This is a genomic window from Myxococcus sp. CA023 (genome assembly GCF_010998615.1).
GTDB lineage: Bacteria > Myxococcota > Myxococcia > Myxococcales > Myxococcaceae > Myxococcus.
Window position 1 is genome coordinate 32,611 of sequence record NZ_JAAEAH010000026.1, and the last position, 18,311, is coordinate 50,921.

An 18,311-nucleotide genomic window follows, 5' to 3' on the forward strand; every position below is an offset into this window, starting at 1 on the left:
CATGACGGAGGGCGCTCGCATGTTCATCGGTGACTGGATGGGCCGTGGTGCCCTCTACTGGCCCGACAGTGTCGCGGTGGTGGACCCGTCCCGGGGTGATACGGGCCGCTTCACCTACCGCGCGATGAACACGCGCGCCACCGCGCTGGGCGGCTGGCTGCGTGACGTGGCCGGCGTGCAGAAGGGCGACCGGGTGGGCATCGTGGCCCACAACGGCGTGGAGTACCTGGACGCGCTGTTCGCCTGCGCGAAGATTGGCGCCGTCTTCGTCCCCTTCAACTGGCGCCTGCACGCCGCCGAGCTGGCGGACCTGGTGCGCTCCATCCGTCCCGGCGTGCTCCTCTTCGGCGACGACTTCCGCGACACCATCGCGGACGTCCGCGAGCGCCTGGGCGGCGGCCCCCGGCTGGTGTCCCTGGAGTCGCAAGGCCTGCCGGGCGCGGACGCCTACGCGGCGACGCTGGCCCACGTGCCGGGCTCGCCGGTGACGCAGGACGCGGTGTCCGAGGAGGACATCCTCTGTCTCATCTTCACCGGCGGAACGACGGGGCGCTCGAAGGGCGCGCGCGTCAGTTACCGCATGGTGGCGTGGAACACCCTCAACACGTTGGTCCACGAGGTGCGGCCCGGCGACGTCACGGTGACGCACACGCCCATGTTCCACACGGGTGGGTTGCTCGTGTACACGCTGCCGCTGCTCACGGTGGGCGGCACCGTCGTCCTCATGCGCCGGTGGGAGCCGGAGGCGCTGCTGGACCTCATCCCCCGGGAGAAGGTGACGCTCTTCTTCGCGGTGCCCACGCAGTACCAGCAGCTCCTGGAGTCGCCGCGCTTCAAGACGACGGACTTCTCCTCCGTGCGCTTCATGACCAGCGGCGGCGCGGCGCTACCGGTGCCGCTCATCCAGGCGTGGCAGGCGGTGCACCCGGTGCCCTTCAAGCAGGGCTTCGGCATGACGGAGTTCGGCCCGGGCCTCTTCAGCATGGGGCCGGAGTTCGCGGTGTCGAAGGCGGGCTCCATTGGCCGGCCCAACTACTTCATCGCCGCGAAGCTGGTGGATGACGACGGCCGGGAGGTCCCCACGGGCGAGGTGGGTGAGCTGCTCCTCAAGGGCCCCTCCATGTGCTCCGGCTACTTCGAGGACGAGGCCGCCACGCGCGAGGCGATTGACGCGGAAGGGTGGCTGCACACCGGCGACCTGGCGCGCGTGGACGCGGACGGCTTCTTCACCATCGCCGGGCGCAAGAAGGACATGTTCATCTCCGGCGGAGAGAACATCTATCCGCTGGAGCTGGAGTCCGCGCTGTATGAGCACCCCGCGGTGGCGCAATGCGCCGTGGTGGGCGTGCCCGACGAGAAGTGGGGCGAGGTTGGCCGCGCCTTCGTGGTGTTGAAGCCGGATGGGAAGGTTTCGGCGGAGGCGCTGTTGGAGCACCTGCGGGGACGCGTGGCGCGTTTCAAGGTGCCCAAGCGCGTGGAGCTGATGGAGCGCCTGCCCATCTCCGCGGCCGGAAAGATTCTCAAACGTGAGCTTCGCGACGCGGCCGTGGCCGCGGACCGGGACAGCTCGCGTCATTGAGCGTGAACGCACCTTGAAGGACGGGCCACGCCAACGGTGGCTCGCTGCCTGTCGACTGTCGCGTCAGCCCGGCGATGCCCGCCGGAGGAAGAGGAGCAACCCATGAAGAAGAAGCTGCTGCTGTCCGCGGTGATGACGTCTGCGCTGTCCCTGGTGGGCTGTGGTGAGAGCGACCCGGTGGACAACACGCCCAACCTGAGCACGCCGCAGGGCATCCTGGCGTTCGTGGAAGGCAAGACGCTGACGATGACTGGGGCCAACATTCCCAGCCATCCGAACGGCTTCAGTGAAGACATCAACTTCGGTGCCAGCTCGCAGTGTTATCAGAGCGTCACCATGACGGTGCAGGGCGGCAACTTCCGGGTCGACAGCATCCCGGGCACCATCGAGGGCGCGCCGAACGCGGGCATGTCCGGCACCTGCAACCCCGCGCTCCCGCAGAACGCGCTGTCCTTCACCTCGACCGTCGTGAGCATCGAGAACGTGCAGGGCGACGGCGAGTGCTTCGACGTCGCGTTCACCTACCCGGGCTTCCGGCAGGTGGGCCGCGGCGCGTTCTCCGCGGACCGGCGGACGCTGGACCTGGAGATCTTCTTCGAGGGCGGCGCCACGGGCGCCAACTGCGCGGCGGGCGGTGTGGGCTCGGCCACGGTGAACCAGGTCATCGGGGGCGAGAGCCGGCCGTTCGATGGCAAGGCGGTGCAGCGCTACACCATCGGCGGCTAGTGTGAGTCCCGCTGGAAGGGAGGCGTGCTCCTCCTCCCTTCCGCGTGGGGCCCGTGCCCGGCGGGTGCCGTGTGGCGCGGGCGCAGGGGTGGAGCACGGCCTCGCGAGGCGGGCAGTCCGCGGGCCACGGAAAAAGTCGAGCACGCAGACGTTCGCAGTCCGGCCGGAAGGCTGGGAGCGCCCCCGCGCATGGGGCCGAGGTGTTTATGGCACGGTGGTGGTTGTCCGAGGCACGCAGGGCGGCGCGGCGGTCCGCGGGAGCCCTGGCGTTGGCGCTGGCGGGTGTGTCGCTTCCGGCGGCGGCGCAGAGCACGCCGGTTCCCGGCCTTTACTACGGTGAGTGGAACGACGAGGCGAACCGCGACGAGGACGCGAAGCCGAGTCAGTTCAGCCTCATCAACTACTTCTTCACGCGTGTGTCGGTGCAGAACCAGGTGGGTGACCCGGCCGGCCTTCGCGGCGTGTCGCTGGGCCCCATTGGTATGCCCGCGGGAAGCGCGGTGCGCGCCGAGCCCGGCCTGTCCGCGTACTTCATCGAGCAGCGATGGATTCCCGTCATGGAGTACAGCCCCCACTTCGTGGACGGGCTGGCCTCCTTCCGGGCCCAGTTCGAAATCGACTACATGTGGGGCCGGTCTGCCAACGCGCTCCAGCAGAACGAGGGCGGCGGCTTCAACGCCGACCAGGTCAACATCCAGACGAAGAACGTCAACGTCGCGCTGTATCCCACGCGCAAGCCGCGTGAGTTGACGTTGCTGGTGGGCACGCAGCCCGTCTACGACAACGTCTACGACCCCACGCGCACGCCGCTGTCGGACATCACCCGCACCGGCTACAAGATGAGCTTCCTGGGCAGCGATGCCACGGGCATCTCCATCTTCAGTGGCTACAAGGGCCTGGCCAAGCTGAGCCTGATGCCGCTGGGCACCGCGCAGGCGGACAAGGGCACGCGCAACGATCCGCGCCTGAAGTACATCTGGCTCATCACCGGTGACTACGTCTACCCGGTGCGGCCCAACACCAACGTGGGCCTGTCGCTGTGGCTCCTCAACGACCAGACGAAGGGTGACGCCTACGCCTTCGAGGGCCTGGTGAAGAGCGGTCCATCCTCCACGGGCCTCAACACCTTCACGGGCACGGCGCGCTTCGACATCGCGCGGCCCACAGGCAACGTCTTCTGGGCGGGCGCCAACTTCAACCACAACATCGACTTCCGCACGGGCCGGTTCGGCGCGTCCGGCTTCGTCATGTACAACGGCGGCAAGTACGTCAGCGACGACCCGGAGCGCTCTGCCCTGGCCGAGCTCAACATCTCCGGCCTCTCCGCCAACCTGGAGCTGATGTACCAGTGGGGCCGCGGGCCCGCGGACATGCTCACGCTGGAGGGCATGTACACCACCGGCGACGACGACCTCTCCGACAGCCGTTACACCGGCGCCTTCACGCTCAACCAGTACGGCCTGCCGGGCGCGGTGTGGTTCAACCACAAGATGCTCATCCTGTTCCCGTTCACCAGCACGGTGAACAACTACACGGGCGCGGTGACGGACATCTCCAACCAGGGCTACGGCATGCGCGCCGCCATCGCCACCGCGGCGTGGGACATGGTGCCCAACAAGCTGAACCTCAAGCTGGGCGTGGGCACCGCCACCTCCGACGCGACGCCCGTGCGGTGGACGCCCGAGGTCGAGCGCGGCCGGTACATCGGCACCGAGGTCAACGCGGAGCTGCGCTACCACATCCGCTACCTCATGACGGCCGGCCTGCACGCGGGCTACCTGTTCCGGGGCAGCTTCTACGACGGCTCGTCCACCATCCGGACCAATCCCTTCTCCGTCTTCACCACCTTCACCTGGTACGCGTTCTGACCATGAGCACCTCCCGCGCATTCACGGCCCTGCTCCTCGCGGCGGGGCTCTCCTCCGCCGGTTGCGTGCGCTCGTACGCGCACCAGCCCGCGCTCTCCTTCCAGGATTTGGACTACACCTCCGAGGGCTCGAAGCAGCCCTGGCCGGTGAAACGGATTCCGCTTCCGCGCACCGCGAATCAGTACGGCATGGCCGTGGTGCCAGAGATGGCCTACGTCGACATGCCCGGCAGCGGCCCGGACGCGAAGGCCGTCGTCTTCATCCACGGCCTGGGTTCGTACCTGAAGTTCTGGCGGGCGCAGTTGGACGCCTTCCAGCAGCAGGGCTACCGCGTCATCGCGGTGGACCTGCCCGGCTACGGCAAGTCCGACAAGCCCGGCACCTTCCCGTACACCATGGAGGCCATGGCGGACGCGGTGCTGGAGCTGGTGGAAAACCTGGGCCTGGACAAGCCCGTGCTCGCCGGTCACTCCATGGGCGGGCAGACGTCGCTCTCCTTCGCCATCCGCTACCCGGAGTCGCTGAGCGGGCTGGTGCTGGCGTCGCCCGCCGGCTTCGAGAAGTTCAGCTGGCGGGAGAAGGAGTGGTTCGCGCGGGCGATGAGCTCCGAGTTCATCAAGTCCGCGCCGGAGGCCAGCATCTGGGGCAGCGTGCGCCAGGCCAACTTCATGCACTGGCGGCCGGAGCTGGAGTGGCTGATTGAGGAGCGCGTGCGGCTGGCGAAGTCGCCCGAGTTCGACGCCTACGCCTACGCCAACGTGCGCACGGTGCGAGGCCTGTCCCACAACGACTTCGTGCGCGACAACCTGCACCGCGTCACCGTGCCCACCGTCATCATCTACGGCACGGATGACCGGCTCATCCCCAGCCCCTTCCTCCACGGCGGCGAGGCGCGCGGCATCATGGAGTACGGCGCGTCCCACATCCCCGGCGCGAAGCTGGTGGCGCTGGAGGGCTGCGGGCACACCGTGCAGCTCGACTGTACGGAGCGCTTCAACGAGGCGGCCTTCGCCTTCGTCCGCGACGTTGCGGCGGGGCGCATCGAGGTGCCGTCCGCTCCCGCGAAGGAGGAGGCGCCGCGGCCGGAGTCTCCGCCCGCGCCGGCGTCCGAGCCGCTCACGCCGGAGAGCCTGCCTCCGCCCACGCCGGGCCAGGAAGGCGAGCCGACGCCGGGCGTGCTGCCCCAGCCGTAGTGGGGTGTTGAGCCGGTCCACCTCCACCCTTTCGCGAGGGTGGAGGCGCCCGTGTGGAGACGGTTACGGGATGGTGTGGTTGACCACCATGTCGTACTGAACCTCCGCCGTCAGGTCCTTCGAGTTGAAGTGGCCGTAGGGGTAGCCGGTGTAGCGCTTCTCACCTGTCTGCCCGGGGATTCGCGACGTGTACTCACCGTAGACGATGCCGTCGTAGCCGATGATTTCGTCCGCCGTGGAGTAGATGCTGTAGCGGAAGGTGCCCTCGTAGCCGCTCGTCGAGCGCAGGTCATTGAGGTACGTCGAGCGGCCGGTGACGCTGCCCCAGAAGAGGTAGCCCGGGTACAGGCCGTTGGTGGAGCCGCAGGTGGGCGTCGACGGGCCGGACATGTAACAAGACGTCAGGCCCAGGTTGGCGCCGGCGATGCCGACGAAGGTGTCCACCGAGGACGTGAGCGGCGCGCCGACGTTGTAGGTGCCGCCGTCCGCCGCGTCGTGGGCCGTGCCGCCGAGGATGGCCTTGCGCGCCAGCGTCACGCCCATGGAGTGGGCGATGATGTCCACCTTCGAGGCCCCGGTGTACGCCTTCACCGCCTCGATGAACTTGCGCACCTTCATCACGTTCTGCTTCGAATGGTACTGGTTCGCCGACTGGAGCGCGTTGGCCGGGCCCCACGTCGTCGCGTACAGCTCGCTCGTCTTGTAGCCCCGCGAGTGGAAGTACTCGATGGAGTTCGTCCATCCCGTCTGGCCGAAGACCGAGCCCACCGCCTTGTCCGAGTTGCCGTGGATGAAGATGACGGGCTGTTTCGTCACGGTGTCGGAGGCGCTGGCCTTGCCGCCGTAGCTGCCGCCCGTGAGGTCCGTGCGAACGAAGTCGTAGCTGTTGTAGCCGTTGGACGACAGCCAGCTGCGGAAATGGGTGGTGGCGCCGGAGGTGGAGACCGCCGCGGCTTCCACCTCGCCAAGCGCCTCTTCGTGGGACGTGATGTCCTCGCCACAGCCGGTGGCGATGCCAAGCAGCAGCGTGCTCGCGAGATACAGCGAAGGCCTCAGTCGCATGGGCATACTCCTTCGTTTGTTTGGGAATTCGATACACAGTCTAGAGACATCGCGCGCGCGCGTCTTCCGCTGACTGGACGTGCGCGGACGTTGTCGCGTTGCGTCGCGTGGTAAGCAACGGGTCATGCGCGCACGCAAGGTCGTCATCCGGAAAGCAGGTGGGTACGAGCAGCTCCACCTTGAAGAGGTGAATCAGGATTCACCTGGATTCGGAGAGGTCCGGGTGGCCACCGAAGCCATTGGGGTGAACTATGCGGACTGCGTCATCCGCATGGGGCTGTACGCCTCCGCGAAGGAGTATGTGGGGTGGCCCATCACCCCGGGCTTCGAGTTCGCGGGCCACGTGGATGCCGTGGGACCGGGCGTGGAAGACTTGGCACCCGGAGCGCGAGTGTTCGGCGTGACGCGCTTCGGTGGTTACGCCACCCACGTCACGGTGCCCCGTCACCAGGTGTTCACATTGCCCGCGCGGCTGAGCATGGAGCAGGCCGCGGGGTTCCCCACGGTGTTCCTCACCGCGTACTACGCGCTGCTCGAACTGGCGCACCCGCGGCCGGGCGCCAACGTGTTGGTGCACTCGGCGGCGGGCGGCGTGGGTGGGGCGCTGCTCCAGTTGGGCCGCATCGCCGGGTGCCGGATGGTGGGCGTGGTGGGTGGGACGCACAAGGTGGAGACGGCCCGCGCGCAGGGGGCGGAGGTCGTCATCGACAAGAGCCGGGAGGACTTGTGGGCCGCGGCGGAGCGGGCGGCACCTCGGGGGTATGACGTGGTGCTCGATGCGAACGGGCCGTCCACGTTGCGTGACAGCTACAAGCACCTGGCCTCGCCGGGGAAGCTCGTCATCTACGGCTTCCACTCCATGCTGCCGCGCACGGGCGGCCGGCCGAACTACGCGAAGCTGGCCTGGGACTGGCTGCGCACGCCGCGGTTTGATCCGCTGACGCTCACCAACGACAACACCAGCGTGCTGGCGTTCAACCTGTCGTACCTGTTCGAACAGCGCGCCGTGCTGGAGGAGTCCATGGCGCGGCTCTTGGGCTGGTTGGAGGAGGGGAAGCTGGTGCCGCCACCGGTGAAGTCGTTTCCGTTGGACGCGGTGGCGGATGCGCACCGGGCACTGGAGTCCGGCGGCACGGTGGGGAAGCTGGTGTTGGTGCCGTGAGGGCGTGCTTCAGAGGGGGAGCTGCGCGCCCTGCAGGGTGAGGAGGCTCTGCGGGACGACCCATGCCGCCTCCGGGTCGGAGAGCACGCCGAGGTACGCGCCCGGCACCACATGGGGGCCGTGCGCCACTGGGACTCTCAACCGGAGGGGAACCTGCCGCGGCGCAGGGTGGGATGGGTGCCACGGGGTGACGTGGAGGTCGAGCAGGTAGTGAGTGATGCGGCCGTCGTTGTTCGGCACCTGCTCCACGATGGCCGAATCCGTGATGCGCGCCCACGTCAGGATGGCGCGGCGCATGTGTTCGGCGTGCTCGGCCTGGTTGTGCTGGCGGGTCTTGTGCTCCTGGCTGAACCGGAGCGCGGCGAAGATCCAGGCCACCAGTCCGCCGATGAAGCCCACCATGGCCACGGCGCGCTCGTTTTCGTAGAGGGCGTAGGCGCCCAGTAACGGAAGGCCGATGCCGATGATGATGGTGTTCGTGGTCCCTTGATAATGCGTGGGCGGCTTCGGCTGAACGCGCAGCGGTGGAGGCGGCCACGGTGGCGTGGCGCCCTCGGCGAGGGTCGACGGCGCAGGGCTCAATGCAACGAGCTGGGTGTTGTGGTGCGCGAGCATGTTCGTGACGACTTTCTGTGTGCCTGGGATGACGCGCATTCAGGCCGTGCTGCGTGTGTCCCGGCACATGCTATCAAGCACGCGACGGCACGGTCGAAAGCCCCATTCTTTCTATCGAGCGGGCCGAGACGCCTGTTGGGGAACCGCGTCCTTGGCGGGAGGCCCCCGGGGACGTGCGCGTTGGCGCTCCCGCATCATCGCGTCGATTCGGCGGCCCAGGGCTGGGACTCGCTGCGTGTAGCTGATGGACGTGCTGACGTAAGGGAAGCCGCCTTCGCCCTTCGCGAACTCAGCCGCGTCGGCCACTTTCGCGTCGTAGTAGCGGTAGCCCAGGTTGGACATGAACACGACAATGTATCGGCGCCAGGGTTTGCCGGGCAGGGAGCGGACGATGCCGCCGTCGCTGCTGTAGTTCTCCGTCAGCCCTGTCTTATGGAGGAATGTGACTTCCGCCGTCGCGTTGCAGGGGCGCGTGTCCCGGCCGAAGGCGGTCTCCGCCGCCGTTACTGTGCCGTTCTCAAGGTTCACCCATCGCCTTGGGACTGCCGCGGGGATGCCTGGCTCCGCGCGGGCATCTCCGCACAGCAGCGTGGATGACAGTGCTTCGTGCAGGGCCTGGTCGGCGAGCAGGGATTGGAGGTGGGCTCTGGACGGGCCAGCGAGTTCCTTCGCCGTCACCTCGCGGCCCGAGGCGGTGCGCCAGAGGACGCCAGGGCCTCCTTCGATGAGCAGCAACAGCCGTGCGGTATCCAGCGCCGTCATGTGAATCTGGCCGGGGTTCCAGCTCCGGCCTGTCACTGGGGACGTGCCGTGGATTTGTAGTGTGTCCAGGCCCAGCGCCGCCAGCTCCGCGTTGAGGCCCGCCATTGCGCCTTGCTCGTGGAGCAGCTTCACCAGGGCCTCGGTGGCGGTGTTGTCCGATTCGGTCATCATCGGCTCCAGCCAGTCACGTATCGGGCGCGTGCCCTTGTCCTCGGTGTCTCGGAGGAAGCGCCAGGGCTGGTCCAACGTGAGGTGGCCCTGGTCCACCCACTGGAGGACGCGAAAGGCGATGAGCAGCTTGAAGAGCGAGGCAGGGTAGGGCGCCATGAAGCGGAGCGGCGCTTTGTCTCGTCCGGGGACCAGGGTCTCCGTGGGTGTGGCATCGTGGGCGTCGCTGTCCCAGCGGTCCAGATTCCACGCTGTGTAACGCACTGCCGTGGTGCCCAGCGTTTCGACGTCGATGGGGACGATGGCGCCAGCTGGGTAGTCGCGCGACAGCAGCACGTTGGCGGCGGCCGTGGGACGGCTCCGGGCATCCAGTTCGATGACGGCGACGTCGACGTAGGGCGCGTGGGCGATGCGCGCACCGTCGCGCTTGAAGTCGAGCACCTGGTCAAAGCCCGCGTCCCGCACGGCCGCGAGGAGTGACTGTTCCAGGGGGGCGGAGGCTCTTGCTCGGCGTGTGCGTTCGGCGCGCAGCAGCCGTGTGGATGCGGCTCCTGCTTCCGCACACAACAGGAGGGCCATCGCGACGAGCAGCCATGGGTGGGATGGGGGCTGCATGTCGTGTGGCCCTCCGAATGGGGGGAGGTGACGGTGAGGTGGGTTGCTTGCCCGCTTCCCTCTCATGTGCCGGGCGCGATGCCGCCGGGTTCAGCTAGCGTGGATACCATGCCCATCGTCCATGACTGGCTGGCCCGGCGTGCCGCGCTGGCTCCTGAGCGTACCGCCCTCATCGACGCCGACCATGGCGACCGACGCATCTCCTTTCGTGAATGGAACGATTCGGCTTCGCGTACCGCCGCTTTCCTCCACCATGCGCTGGGCGTGGGGCGAGGGGACCGTGTCGCGGTGCTTGCCTACAACTGCGTCGAGTTCCTCGACCTCTTCTTCGCGTGCGCGAAGCTGGGCGCCGTCCTTCAGCCTCTCAACTGGCGGCTGAGTGCCGCGGAGCTGGGTGGGCTGCTCGCGGATGCAGAGCCCTCCGTGTTCGTCTTCGGGCCGGAGTTCCGCGCCCAGGTGGAGGCCGTGCGGCCTGGCGCGTCCTTCGTGCGCCACTGGCTCAGCCTCGCGGCTCCAGGACCGGGTGAGCGGGCCTTCTCCGAGCGCGACACGCAGACGGACGTGTCCCTTCCTCCGCTGGAGCTGGAGGAGGATGCCCCATGGGTGCTCTGCTACACGGGCGGAAGCACCGGTCTGCCGAAGGCCGCGGTGCTCACGCACCGCTCCATCACCGCCAACGCGGTGAACACGGTGATGGGCTGGGGCCTGACCGCCGATGACGTGGCGATCCTCAACGCACCGTTGTTCCATGCCGGAGGACTCAGCGTCTTCACCGCGCCGCTGGCCTACGTCGGCGGCGCATCGGTGGTGTGCCGGAGCTTCGATGTGGAGGGCGTGTTCGACCTCGTGCAGCGGGGCGTGGTGAGTCTCTTCTTCGGCGTGCCCACCATGTTCATCGAGATGCAGCGCCACCCGCGCTTCGATGCCGTGGACCTGTCACGCCTCAAGCTGGTCATCAGCGGCGGCGCGCCCTGCCCGGCCCCCGTCTTCGAGCGCTTCTTCGCTCGGGGCGTGGACTTCAAGACGGGGTATGGCCTCACCGAAGCGGGCCCCAACAACTTCTGGCTCCCACCGGAAGACGTGCGTCGCAAGCCGGGGGCGGTGGGCGTGCCCCTGTTCCACGTCGAGGCCCGCATCGACGGTGAGACGCAGCCGGGCGATGTGGGCGAGCTGCTCTTGCGAGGCCCTCACCTGTGCGCGGGCTACTGGCGCCGTCCGGAGGACACCGCCCGCACCTTCGCGGACGGCTGGCTGCACACCGGCGACCTGGCCACGCGGGACGCGGAGGGGTGCTTCCGCATCGTGGGCCGCAGCAAGGACCTCATCATCTCCGGCGGTGAGAACATCTACCCGTCGGAAGTGGAGAGCGTCCTCGCGGGGCATCCCGATGTGGCCGAGGTCGCCGTCATCGGCGTGGCGGACCCCAAGTGGGGGGAGACGCCGCGCGCGCTCGTCGTCGCTCGGCCGGGCAGCTCGCCTTCGGCGGAGGCCCTGCTGTGCTTCTGCGACGGACGGCTCGCTCGCTACAAGACGCCGAAGTCGATTCGTTTCGTGGAAGCCCTGCCGAGGACCTCCGCCGGCAAGGTCGACCGGCGCACGCTCGGTGCCGCGCACGGCGCGCCCTGAGTTGCCCACAAGTCCTCCCCAGGCCCGTGTCCCTCGCGGCTGCGCATCCGTTCGTGCGTTGCCGCCCATGTGCTGGTCACGCGGTAGGCCTTCTTTGCCGAACCTGCCGACGACGGAAGAGGCACGTCAGGGTCTGGGGCGAGTCTGGATGCCCACCGCCAGGATGCGCATGGCCCGGATGTCCACGGCGTAGGTTGTGATCTCCCGAAGCGGTTTGCCGGAGAGGGCTTCCACGGAGAGCGCCGGTGATGGCGGGCAGGCGGTGTCGTTCTGCTGGAACTCAACCAGGACCACGCCCTCCGGCCCCGGTGCGGAAGTCACGTCGTAAGACTGTGGCAGGTAGAGGCATGCCTCGTCGGGGCGAACACCCGGGGGGATGGCTGCACCGCGTGGCCTGAAGTCATCCATGGCGAGCTGGATGGCCGCGGCGGTGTTCCCCTCCAGGTGGAGCATCCCTTCCGATGGGAGTTCGAGTGGGAAGGTGAATCCCGCTGCTTCTTCAGGTGTCGCTCGGGGAAGGAGCGGCGCGGTTGTGGCGCAGCCCATCGATAGGGCTCCGAGCACGAGGAGCGAAAGCGGCCCAAAGCGCGTCATGGCTGTTGCACCGCCAGGATGCGCCACGCGCGAGTGTCCACCGCATAGGTGGCACCCATGTCGGTGACGGGGCCGTCTTGCATGCAGGCACCTGGGCTGACGGAGAAGCGAACGAGGAGGATGCCTTCTGGCATGGGGGAAGTCCTCACGTCATAGGACTGCCGCTGGTTCAGGCAGACCTCCACGGGGGAAGCGTTGCCCGGAATGCGAAGGTGCCTGGGACGGAAATCATCCATCGCCAACTGGATGGCGGCCGCCGTTGCCGAAGGAATCTCGTGTCGGCCGTCAGCAGGAAGCGCATCCGGGAACTTGAACCACGCGGCTTCTTCCGGTGCGGCGCGGGGGAGTGCCGGGGAGCGGGGGATACATCCCGACAGCAACATGCAGAATGAGAGGACCTTGAACTTCATTCCGTCACCGTGGTGATGCGGCCGGTGGCCTTGTCTTCGGGAAGGATGCGTCCAACGAGCCTCCATTGCCGGGCCTCCCGGACGTACAGTTCGCCAGGCCGGGCCTCATTCGCATGGGGAACGAGTTTGTGGATGATGCACCGGGCGTCGAATTGGATGCGGATGAAGTACCGCTGGGTGTTCGCTCTGCGGTCCTCTTCCGACATGGGGGACGGCGACCAGGGGTGGCTGTGATAGTCGGCGATGACCGATGCCCGGCCGCGTGTGTCCTGGACGCTCATGGGGGCATAGCAGGTCTTTCGCCTGCTCGGGCCCACAGGGCGTTTCGTGCCCAGTGGAGACGGGAAGCTCGCGTGGTAGACGCCATCGCCCAGGGAATAGAGCGCCCCGCAGTACTCCTGGCCGTGGTCGCGGTCGGTTGCGCCCGGTAGCCGCATGATGGTGGGGCAGAGCTGGTCGATGACCACGTCGATGTCATCGGAAGGGGAAATGGCCTCCCATGGCCCCCGGACCCAGACACGCCGGCTGGTGGCGTTCGCGAAGCCATAGTGCTCGGCTTCACGGGGCATCCATGGGGTGCCAGCGCACGCGGCGAACCAGAGGCTGCCGAAGAGCAGGCACCGTTTGTGGCGCATTCCTGGGAGGCTAGCAGGCGTGTGTGTGGCGGACAATTCACCCCCGCGCCGTGAAGCGTCCGGCCAGCTCCTTCAGCTTGGACGCCCGTGCCCGCAGGTCTTCCACGGAGCGGGCAATCTGCTGCACGCCGGCCACCGACTCCGTCGAGCGCACCGAGAGCGCCTGGATGCTCCCGGCGATGCTCTCCCCCGACGCGGACTGGCGCGTGTTCTCGTCCGCCATCCGCTCCACCTTGCCGCCAATCTCATTCACGCCGGCGAGCAACCGCGACAGCGCGTCTCCCGCCGTCGTGGACAAGCCCAGCCCTTCTTGCGCCGCCGTGGTGCCCTGGCGCATCAGGTCCGCCGCCGCCCGCGTGTCCGCCTCGCTCCGGCTCAGCAGCGTCTGCACCTGCCCCGCCGCATCCCGCGTCCGGTTCGCCAGCTTGCGCACCTCGCCGGCCACCACCGCGAAGCCCTTGCCGTGCTGACCCGCGCGCGCCGCTTCAATCGCGGTGTTCACCGCCAACAACTGCGTCTCCTCCGCCACCTGCTGGATGAGCCGCAACATCTCCGCCGTCACCCGGCCAGAGGCCTGCAACCGCTCCACCGTCCGCGCCGAGCCCTCCACCACCTCCACGATTTCCGCCATCTTCCGCAGCGCCTGGCCCACCGCCGCGCCACCCTCGCGCGCCACCTGACCGTTGTCCGCCGCCGTCTTCGCCGCCGTGCGCGCCGCCTCCGCTCCCTGCGACACCCGCGCGCTCATGCCCTGCACCGTCTGCGCCGCGCGCTGGAGTGAGTCCGACTGCTCCCGCGTCGTCACCGACAACGCATCCGCGGAGGCTCGGATGCGCTCCGCGTCCGCCGCCGTGGCGCCCGCCGCATCCACCAGCGCCGCCACCACCTCGCGCAGTCCCGCCACCATGGTGTTGAAGGCCGCCGCCAACTGGCCCACCTCGTCCGAGGAGCGCACCTCCACCCGGGTCTCCAAATCACCGCGCGCCACCCGGTGCGCCGCCTGCGCCAGCTCCCGCACCGGCCGCACCACCCGGCGCGACAGATATGCGCCAGCCATCAGCGCGAGCACCAGCGCGCCGCCCACCGCCAGGAGGATGCGCTGGCGCACCGCCGCCACCTCGCGCTCGATGTCCTCCACGTACACGCCCGTGCCCAGCACCCAACCCCAGGGCGCGAAGAGCTTCACGTAGCTCTCCTTCGGAATGGCCTCAGGCGAGCCCGGCCGCGTGGCTTCATAGGACACCGCGCCCTGACCCTGGGCCCGCGCCAGCGTGACGATGTCCACGAACACCGGCTTGCCGCGCACGTCGCGGTAGCCCTTCAGGTCCTTGCCCAGCATGTCCGGCAGGTGCGGATGCATGACGAGCCGCGTGTCCAGGTCGTTGACCCAGAAGTACTCCACATCCGAGTAGCGCAGCTGCTCCAGCAGCGCCGAGGCCTGCGCCTGGGCCTCCTGCCGCGTCAGCGCGCCCGACCGCTCACGGGCCTCGTAGACCTCCAACACGCCGTAGGCCGTCTCCACCGCCTGCCTCAGTCCCAGGATGCGGTCCGCGCGAAGCTGCTCCCGCAGCTGCGGCAAGACGAACCCCAGGATGACGACGAGCAGCGGCAGCGCCACCACGCCCATCGCCACGCACAGCTTCACCAGCAAATTCCGGCCGACCGCCATCGGCCCTCAGCGTATCCGCCGCATCGTCACCGCGCTCGTTCACCTGAGTCCGGAAATACCCCCGGTATCAGTCCTGCCGAGGGTTCGCACACCCGGTGAGGTCTCCTACGATTCATCAAGTCCTGTATTTCCAGATAGATATGAAGCGTGGTGAACCGCTTCTGCGCACGTTGAAAACATGAACCAACCCTAGAGGGCGGGACAGCGTGCAGGACTCGACGGAACCGTAGGAAAGTCGCCGCACAACGTGTCAGGTCCTCCTGCGACCCAGGTGACTGCATGGGTCCGGAAGGCATGCGGAGGCCTCTCACTCGACGTTTTCCGTCGAGAAAAGGCATCGGCCGCGCGTCGTGGATGGACTCGCGAAGTCCACCGCGTGCACAGCAACCCTATGGGTGAACAATTGGCGACTGACCCGGCAAGTTCTGTCTGTCTGCCCCCATACGTCCTATGCCAGCGGCCAAACGTTCCGGGTCGGTAAGGCATGGACAAGAAACTCGCAACCACAATCGGAGCTGCCGCGCGCGTTGCTCGCACCCGCCTGGAGCTCACCCAGGCGGACGTGGCTGAGCGTATCGATGTGGCCACCGAGGTCTACGGGCGCCTCGAGCGCGGCGGGATGCTGCCCAGCGTGCAGACGCTGCTGAAGCTGTGCCACGAGCTCCACGTCTCAGCGGATGAGCTCCTGGGGCTGTCGGCGAACGCCCTCAACGGTGTAGCGCGCCCCGGCGAGGCGCCCACCTCTCCGCAGGAGCGCCCCGAGGTGCGGCGCCTGCTGCGCACCGTGCGCCCGCTGGAGCCCGCGAAGGTGAAGCTCTTGGGACTGGTGGCCAACGCATTGAACCGCCGCTGACCTCTGTCACTTCAATCCCTCACAGCTCGGAGAGGATTCGGTCCAGCTCGTCAGGCTTCACGGGCTTGACCAGATGCCGGTCGAACCCGGCGCGCAGTGCCTGGTCCCGTCCCTCGGGGCCGCCGTAGCCCGTCATGGCCACCAGCCGGATGCCGTTGCCCACCTGGGCGCGCAGCGTCTGCGCCACCTGGTAGCCGTCCAACCCTGGCAGGCCGATGTCCACCAGCGCCAGCTCGGGCGGCTGCGCCACCGCGAGCGCCACGCCCTGGAGGCCATCCGGCGCCACCGCCACCTGGTGGCCCCATAGCTCCAGCAGGTCGCGCATGGCCTGACGCGCGTCCGAATTGTCCTCCACCACCAGGACGCGCCGGCCGCGGCGGAGGTCCACCGCGTCGCGCGTGGGCGCGGGCTCGCCCATCGTGGGGGCCAGGGGCAGCTTCACCACGAACTCGCTGCCGTGGCCGGGGCCGCTGCTTCGCGCCGTCACCTCGCCGCCGTGGAGCTGGATCAGCTTGCGCACCAGCGTCAGGCCAATGCCCAGGCCGCCGCGCGAGCGCTCCAGCGAGGTGTCCGCCTGCGCGAACAGCTCGAAGATGCGCGGCAGCACCTCCGGCGGGATGCCGATGCCAGAGTCCTTCACCCGCACCACCGCCTGGGCCGAGCCGCCCACGCCTTCCTGTTCCACGTGCAGGTGGACGCCACCCGCGTCGGTGTACTTGATGGCGTTGTCGAGCAGGTTGGTGAAGACCTGCTCCAACCGCGTGGCATCCGCCTGCAGCCAGAGCGGACCGGAAGGCAGCGAGACGTCCAGGCCCAACCCACGCGAATCCGCCATGGGCTGCACGATTTGGAGCACCTGCCGCAGCACGGGCACCAGGTCCACGCTGCCGGGGCGCAGCTCCACCTTGTCGCGGGTGATGCGGCTGACGTCGAGCAGGTCATCCACCAGCCGCGCCAGGTGGTTCGTCTGGCGCTGGATGATGCCGCGCATCCGCGCTTCCTTGTCATCGCTGGCGGGCCTGCGCTCCAGGATGCCAATGGCTGTCATGATGGCGGCCAGCGGGTTGCGCAGCTCGTGCCCCAGCATGGCCAGGAACTCATCCTTGCGGCGGTCCATCTCCGCCAGCTCGTTGGCGCGGTTGCGCGCCACCTGCTCCGCGTGGCGCAGGCGCAACAGCGACTTCACCGTGGCGATGAGCTCCGCGCCCTCGAAGGGTTGGGTGAGGTAGGCGTCCGCGCCGCCGTCCAGGCCGCGCACCTTCTTGTCGGAGGTGACGAAGGTGGCGGAGGTGTGCAGCACCGCAATGGCCGCGGTCTGGGGATTGGCGCGCAGCCGCTCGCAGACCTCGTAGCCGCTGATGTCCGGCAGCTTCACGTCGAGGATGACGACGTCCGGGCGGTGTTGCTGCGCCATCAGCAACGCGCCCATGCCGGTGGCCGCCTCCAGCACGTTGTAGCCCGCCAGCGAGAGCAGCCGGTTGACGAGGTAGCGGTTCGCGTCGTCGTCGTTGACGTTGAGGACGGTGGCCAGACGGGGCTCAACCACGGCGGCTTGTCTCCAGCGGTAACGCTTGGGAGCCCAGGCCGGCCCTGGACAGGGCGTCACGGATGCGGGTGATGGCCACCTCGCGGCTCAGCGTGTGCTTGGCGAGGATGGCGGCCGTCTCCTTCGCCAGCCGCGAGCGCTCGGCCTCCTTCAGCTCGTGCGAGAAGCCCCAGCTCGTCTCGCCCTCCAGCATGACGTCCAGCACCATGGCGGCGGGGCGCATGCGCTCCAGCACGCGCCGGGCCTCATCCGTGCTGCGCACCGTCGTGGGCACCTGGTCCCGGTAGAGGATGAGCTTCCAGCCCTCCACCTTCTCTTCGCGCGCCTGGACCAGCAGCCGGTCCAATTTCTCCTCGGTGCCCTGGGCCGCCAGGCCGCGCAGCGTCTGTCCGGGATTGGCGGCGAGGACGTTCCGGGCGCGGGGGTCCACCCAGGTGAGGGTGCCTCCGGCGTCGCAGGCCAGGGCGACCTCGTGGCTGAGGTCGTCGAAGAACCGCGGCTCGGCGGAGGCGGGATGCCTCATGAACGAGTCTCCTCCCAGGACACCCCCGCTTCGGAGAGGAGTGTCCGTGCTTCGGGGTGACGTGAGCCCAGCTCGGACTTCAACATGCCCAGCACACTGGGAAATGCCAGGAGGCCAAATCCGCGCCTCGGCCAGAAGCCGGCGTACCAGCGCACATGGTCGCCCAACAGGTCGGGCTTCCCGGCGGCGAGCGCGTCGGCCACGTAGGACAGCTGCAACTGGAGCTCTTCCTCCAGGCGGGGCTGGTCCTCGGGGATGATGTAGAGCGTGAGGCGCGCTGTGGTGGCGCGTGCGAGCTCGGGCGCCTCCTCTTCCAGCAGGCGGGCTGGACCCTCCTGGTAGCGAAGGGCCTGTCGCGCGGCGCCCACGTAGTCGTGGGGTTCGCTCCCAGGGCCCCAGCCTTCCGTTTCCAGCGCGGCGGCCAGCCCGGCGAAGTGCCGGTCCAGATGGCGCGAACACATGCCGCGCGACACCAGCAGGGTGCGCAGCCAGCGGGCGTAGCCCTCCAGGACAGAGGGGAGGTGCTCGTCCAGGGCCTGCACCAGATAGCGGACGTGGAAGCGCGCGTCCTCGTCACCGAAGCGTTGCGCGCGCTCCACCCCGTAACGGGCGGCCCAGAAGGGGTCCTGATAGAGCGCCTCCTGAGAGGCGGTGGCCAGCCGGTCCGCCCGTGCTTCCACGCTCTTGCTCACGCTCTCCATGGTG

17 protein-coding genes are annotated in these 18,311 nt (G+C 68.4%); 7 read left to right on the forward strand and 10 right to left on the reverse strand.

Annotated features, from left to right (window positions below):
• The first annotated feature begins 1 nt into the window (after window position 1).
• The 4 genes from F8M74_RS13675 to F8M74_RS13690 all read left to right on the forward strand — a co-directional run bounded on the left by F8M74_RS13675 (window position 2) and on the right by F8M74_RS13690 (window position 5,366).
• On the forward strand, window positions 2-1,579 hold the full coding sequence (locus F8M74_RS13675) for a long-chain fatty acid--CoA ligase (protein WP_141257906.1): 1,578 nt from the start codon (window positions 2-4) through the stop codon (window positions 1,577-1,579).
• 36 nt (window positions 1,580-1,615) lie between these two features.
• On the forward strand, window positions 1,616-2,305 hold the full coding sequence (locus tag F8M74_RS13680; RefSeq protein WP_141257905.1) for a hypothetical protein: 690 nt from the start codon (window positions 1,616-1,618) through the stop codon (window positions 2,303-2,305).
• A 206-nt stretch (window positions 2,306-2,511) separates the two neighbouring features.
• Window positions 2,512-4,173 carry a hypothetical protein gene (locus tag F8M74_RS13685; RefSeq protein WP_216620442.1) on the forward strand — a complete coding sequence of 554 codons (1,662 nt, stop codon included), beginning with the start codon at window positions 2,512-2,514 and terminating at the stop codon, window positions 4,171-4,173.
• Between the two features lie 2 nt (window positions 4,174-4,175).
• Window positions 4,176-5,366: an alpha/beta fold hydrolase gene (locus F8M74_RS13690; RefSeq protein ID WP_141257903.1), complete on the forward strand. Its 1,191-nt coding sequence runs from the start codon at window positions 4,176-4,178 to the stop codon at window positions 5,364-5,366.
• 63 nt (window positions 5,367-5,429) lie between these two features.
• Here F8M74_RS13690 and F8M74_RS13695 read toward each other — a convergent pair whose 3' ends face one another.
• Entirely contained in the window at window positions 5,430-6,428 is a 999-nt protein-coding gene (locus tag F8M74_RS13695; protein WP_171410371.1) for a lipase family protein, read from the reverse strand.
• 124 nt (window positions 6,429-6,552) lie between these two features.
• Between F8M74_RS13695 and F8M74_RS13700 the strand changes: the two genes are divergently transcribed.
• Entirely contained in the window at window positions 6,553-7,590 is a 1,038-nt protein-coding gene (locus F8M74_RS13700) for a medium chain dehydrogenase/reductase family protein (RefSeq protein WP_141341432.1), read from the forward strand.
• A gap of 9 nt (window positions 7,591-7,599) precedes the next feature.
• Here F8M74_RS13700 and F8M74_RS13705 read toward each other — a convergent pair whose 3' ends face one another.
• A complete protein-coding gene (locus tag F8M74_RS13705; protein WP_141256029.1) occupies window positions 7,600-8,244 on the reverse strand; it encodes a hypothetical protein in 645 nt (214 codons plus the stop codon).
• 72 nt (window positions 8,245-8,316) lie between these two features.
• Window positions 8,317-9,750 (reverse strand): serine hydrolase, encoded by a 1,434-nt coding sequence (locus tag F8M74_RS13710; protein WP_228559273.1) that lies wholly within the window; start codon window positions 9,748-9,750, stop codon window positions 8,317-8,319.
• Between the two features lie 108 nt (window positions 9,751-9,858).
• On the opposite strand from F8M74_RS13710, the gene F8M74_RS13715 reads away from it, so the two are divergent.
• A complete protein-coding gene (locus F8M74_RS13715) occupies window positions 9,859-11,376 on the forward strand; it encodes a long-chain fatty acid--CoA ligase (RefSeq protein WP_141256027.1) in 1,518 nt (505 codons plus the stop codon).
• A 126-nt stretch (window positions 11,377-11,502) separates the two neighbouring features.
• Here the strand turns inward: F8M74_RS13715 and F8M74_RS13720 are convergent, their stop codons facing one another.
• The 4 genes from F8M74_RS13720 to F8M74_RS38535 all read right to left on the reverse strand — a co-directional run bounded on the left by F8M74_RS13720 (window position 11,503) and on the right by F8M74_RS38535 (window position 14,684).
• Window positions 11,503-11,829 (reverse strand): hypothetical protein, encoded by a 327-nt coding sequence (locus F8M74_RS13720; protein ID WP_228559275.1) that lies wholly within the window; start codon window positions 11,827-11,829, stop codon window positions 11,503-11,505.
• Window positions 11,830-11,966: 137 nt separating this feature from the next.
• Entirely contained in the window at window positions 11,967-12,380 is a 414-nt protein-coding gene (locus tag F8M74_RS13725) for a hypothetical protein (protein ID WP_228559277.1), read from the reverse strand.
• Window positions 12,377-13,015 carry a hypothetical protein gene (locus tag F8M74_RS13730; RefSeq protein WP_141256023.1) on the reverse strand — a complete coding sequence of 213 codons (639 nt, stop codon included), beginning with the start codon at window positions 13,013-13,015 and terminating at the stop codon, window positions 12,377-12,379. Before F8M74_RS13730 ends, F8M74_RS13725 begins: the two co-directional genes overlap by 4 nt.
• A 37-nt stretch (window positions 13,016-13,052) precedes the next feature.
• A complete protein-coding gene (locus F8M74_RS38535) occupies window positions 13,053-14,684 on the reverse strand; it encodes a methyl-accepting chemotaxis protein (protein WP_141256021.1) in 1,632 nt (543 codons plus the stop codon).
• A gap of 484 nt (window positions 14,685-15,168) precedes the next feature.
• Here F8M74_RS38535 and F8M74_RS13740 point away from each other — a divergent pair, with 484 nt between their 5' ends.
• The gene (locus tag F8M74_RS13740) at window positions 15,169-15,537 is read left to right on the forward strand and encodes a helix-turn-helix transcriptional regulator (RefSeq protein ID WP_140786687.1); all 369 of its coding nucleotides are present in this window, start codon (window positions 15,169-15,171) and stop codon (window positions 15,535-15,537) included.
• A 19-nt stretch (window positions 15,538-15,556) separates the two neighbouring features.
• On the opposite strand, the gene F8M74_RS13745 is transcribed toward F8M74_RS13740, so the two are convergent.
• Genes F8M74_RS13745 through F8M74_RS13755 form a run of 3 tightly spaced genes read right to left on the reverse strand, consistent with a single transcriptional unit; the run spans window position 15,557 to window position 18,307 of the window.
• Window positions 15,557-17,083: a response regulator gene (locus F8M74_RS13745; protein WP_141256019.1), complete on the reverse strand. Its 1,527-nt coding sequence runs from the start codon at window positions 17,081-17,083 to the stop codon at window positions 15,557-15,559.
• Window positions 17,076-17,606, reverse strand: a complete 531-nt coding sequence (locus tag F8M74_RS13750) for a hypothetical protein (protein ID WP_141256017.1) — start codon at window positions 17,604-17,606, stop codon at window positions 17,076-17,078. Before F8M74_RS13750 ends, F8M74_RS13745 begins: the two co-directional genes overlap by 8 nt.
• On the reverse strand, window positions 17,603-18,307 hold the full coding sequence (locus F8M74_RS13755; RefSeq protein WP_141256015.1) for a hypothetical protein: 705 nt from the start codon (window positions 18,305-18,307) through the stop codon (window positions 17,603-17,605). Before F8M74_RS13755 ends, F8M74_RS13750 begins: the two co-directional genes overlap by 4 nt.
• Between the last annotated feature and the right edge of the window lie 4 nt (window positions 18,308-18,311).

What these genes read in the sequence shown, in the direction of transcription:
- F8M74_RS13675 (WP_141257906.1), top strand. Translation starts at nt 2, where the DNA reads ATGACGGAGGGCGCTCGCATGTTCATCGGTGACTGGATGGGCCGTGGT.
- F8M74_RS13685 (WP_216620442.1), top strand. Translation starts at nt 2,512, where the DNA reads ATGGCACGGTGGTGGTTGTCCGAGGCACGCAGGGCGGCGCGGCGGTCC.
- F8M74_RS13690 (WP_141257903.1), top strand. Translation starts at nt 4,176, where the DNA reads ATGAGCACCTCCCGCGCATTCACGGCCCTGCTCCTCGCGGCGGGGCTC.
- F8M74_RS13695 (WP_171410371.1), bottom strand. Translation starts at nt 6,428, where the DNA reads ATGCGACTGAGGCCTTCGCTGTATCTCGCGAGCACGCTGCTGCTTGGC.
- F8M74_RS13700 (WP_141341432.1), top strand. Translation starts at nt 6,553, where the DNA reads ATGCGCGCACGCAAGGTCGTCATCCGGAAAGCAGGTGGGTACGAGCAG.
- F8M74_RS13705 (WP_141256029.1), bottom strand. Translation starts at nt 8,244, where the DNA reads ATGCGCGTCATCCCAGGCACACAGAAAGTCGTCACGAACATGCTCGCG.
- F8M74_RS13710 (WP_228559273.1), bottom strand. Translation starts at nt 9,750, where the DNA reads ATGCAGCCCCCATCCCACCCATGGCTGCTCGTCGCGATGGCCCTCCTG.
- F8M74_RS13715 (WP_141256027.1), top strand. Translation starts at nt 9,859, where the DNA reads ATGCCCATCGTCCATGACTGGCTGGCCCGGCGTGCCGCGCTGGCTCCT.
- F8M74_RS13720 (WP_228559275.1), bottom strand. Translation starts at nt 11,829, where the DNA reads ATGCTCCACCTGGAGGGGAACACCGCCGCGGCCATCCAGCTCGCCATG.
- F8M74_RS13725 (WP_228559277.1), bottom strand. Translation starts at nt 12,380, where the DNA reads ATGAAGTTCAAGGTCCTCTCATTCTGCATGTTGCTGTCGGGATGTATC.
- F8M74_RS13730 (WP_141256023.1), bottom strand. Translation starts at nt 13,015, where the DNA reads ATGCGCCACAAACGGTGCCTGCTCTTCGGCAGCCTCTGGTTCGCCGCG.
- F8M74_RS38535 (WP_141256021.1), bottom strand. Translation starts at nt 14,684, where the DNA reads ATGGCGGTCGGCCGGAATTTGCTGGTGAAGCTGTGCGTGGCGATGGGC.
- F8M74_RS13740 (WP_140786687.1), top strand. Translation starts at nt 15,169, where the DNA reads ATGGACAAGAAACTCGCAACCACAATCGGAGCTGCCGCGCGCGTTGCT.
- F8M74_RS13750 (WP_141256017.1), bottom strand. Translation starts at nt 17,606, where the DNA reads ATGAGGCATCCCGCCTCCGCCGAGCCGCGGTTCTTCGACGACCTCAGC.
- F8M74_RS13755 (WP_141256015.1), bottom strand. Translation starts at nt 18,307, where the DNA reads ATGGAGAGCGTGAGCAAGAGCGTGGAAGCACGGGCGGACCGGCTGGCC.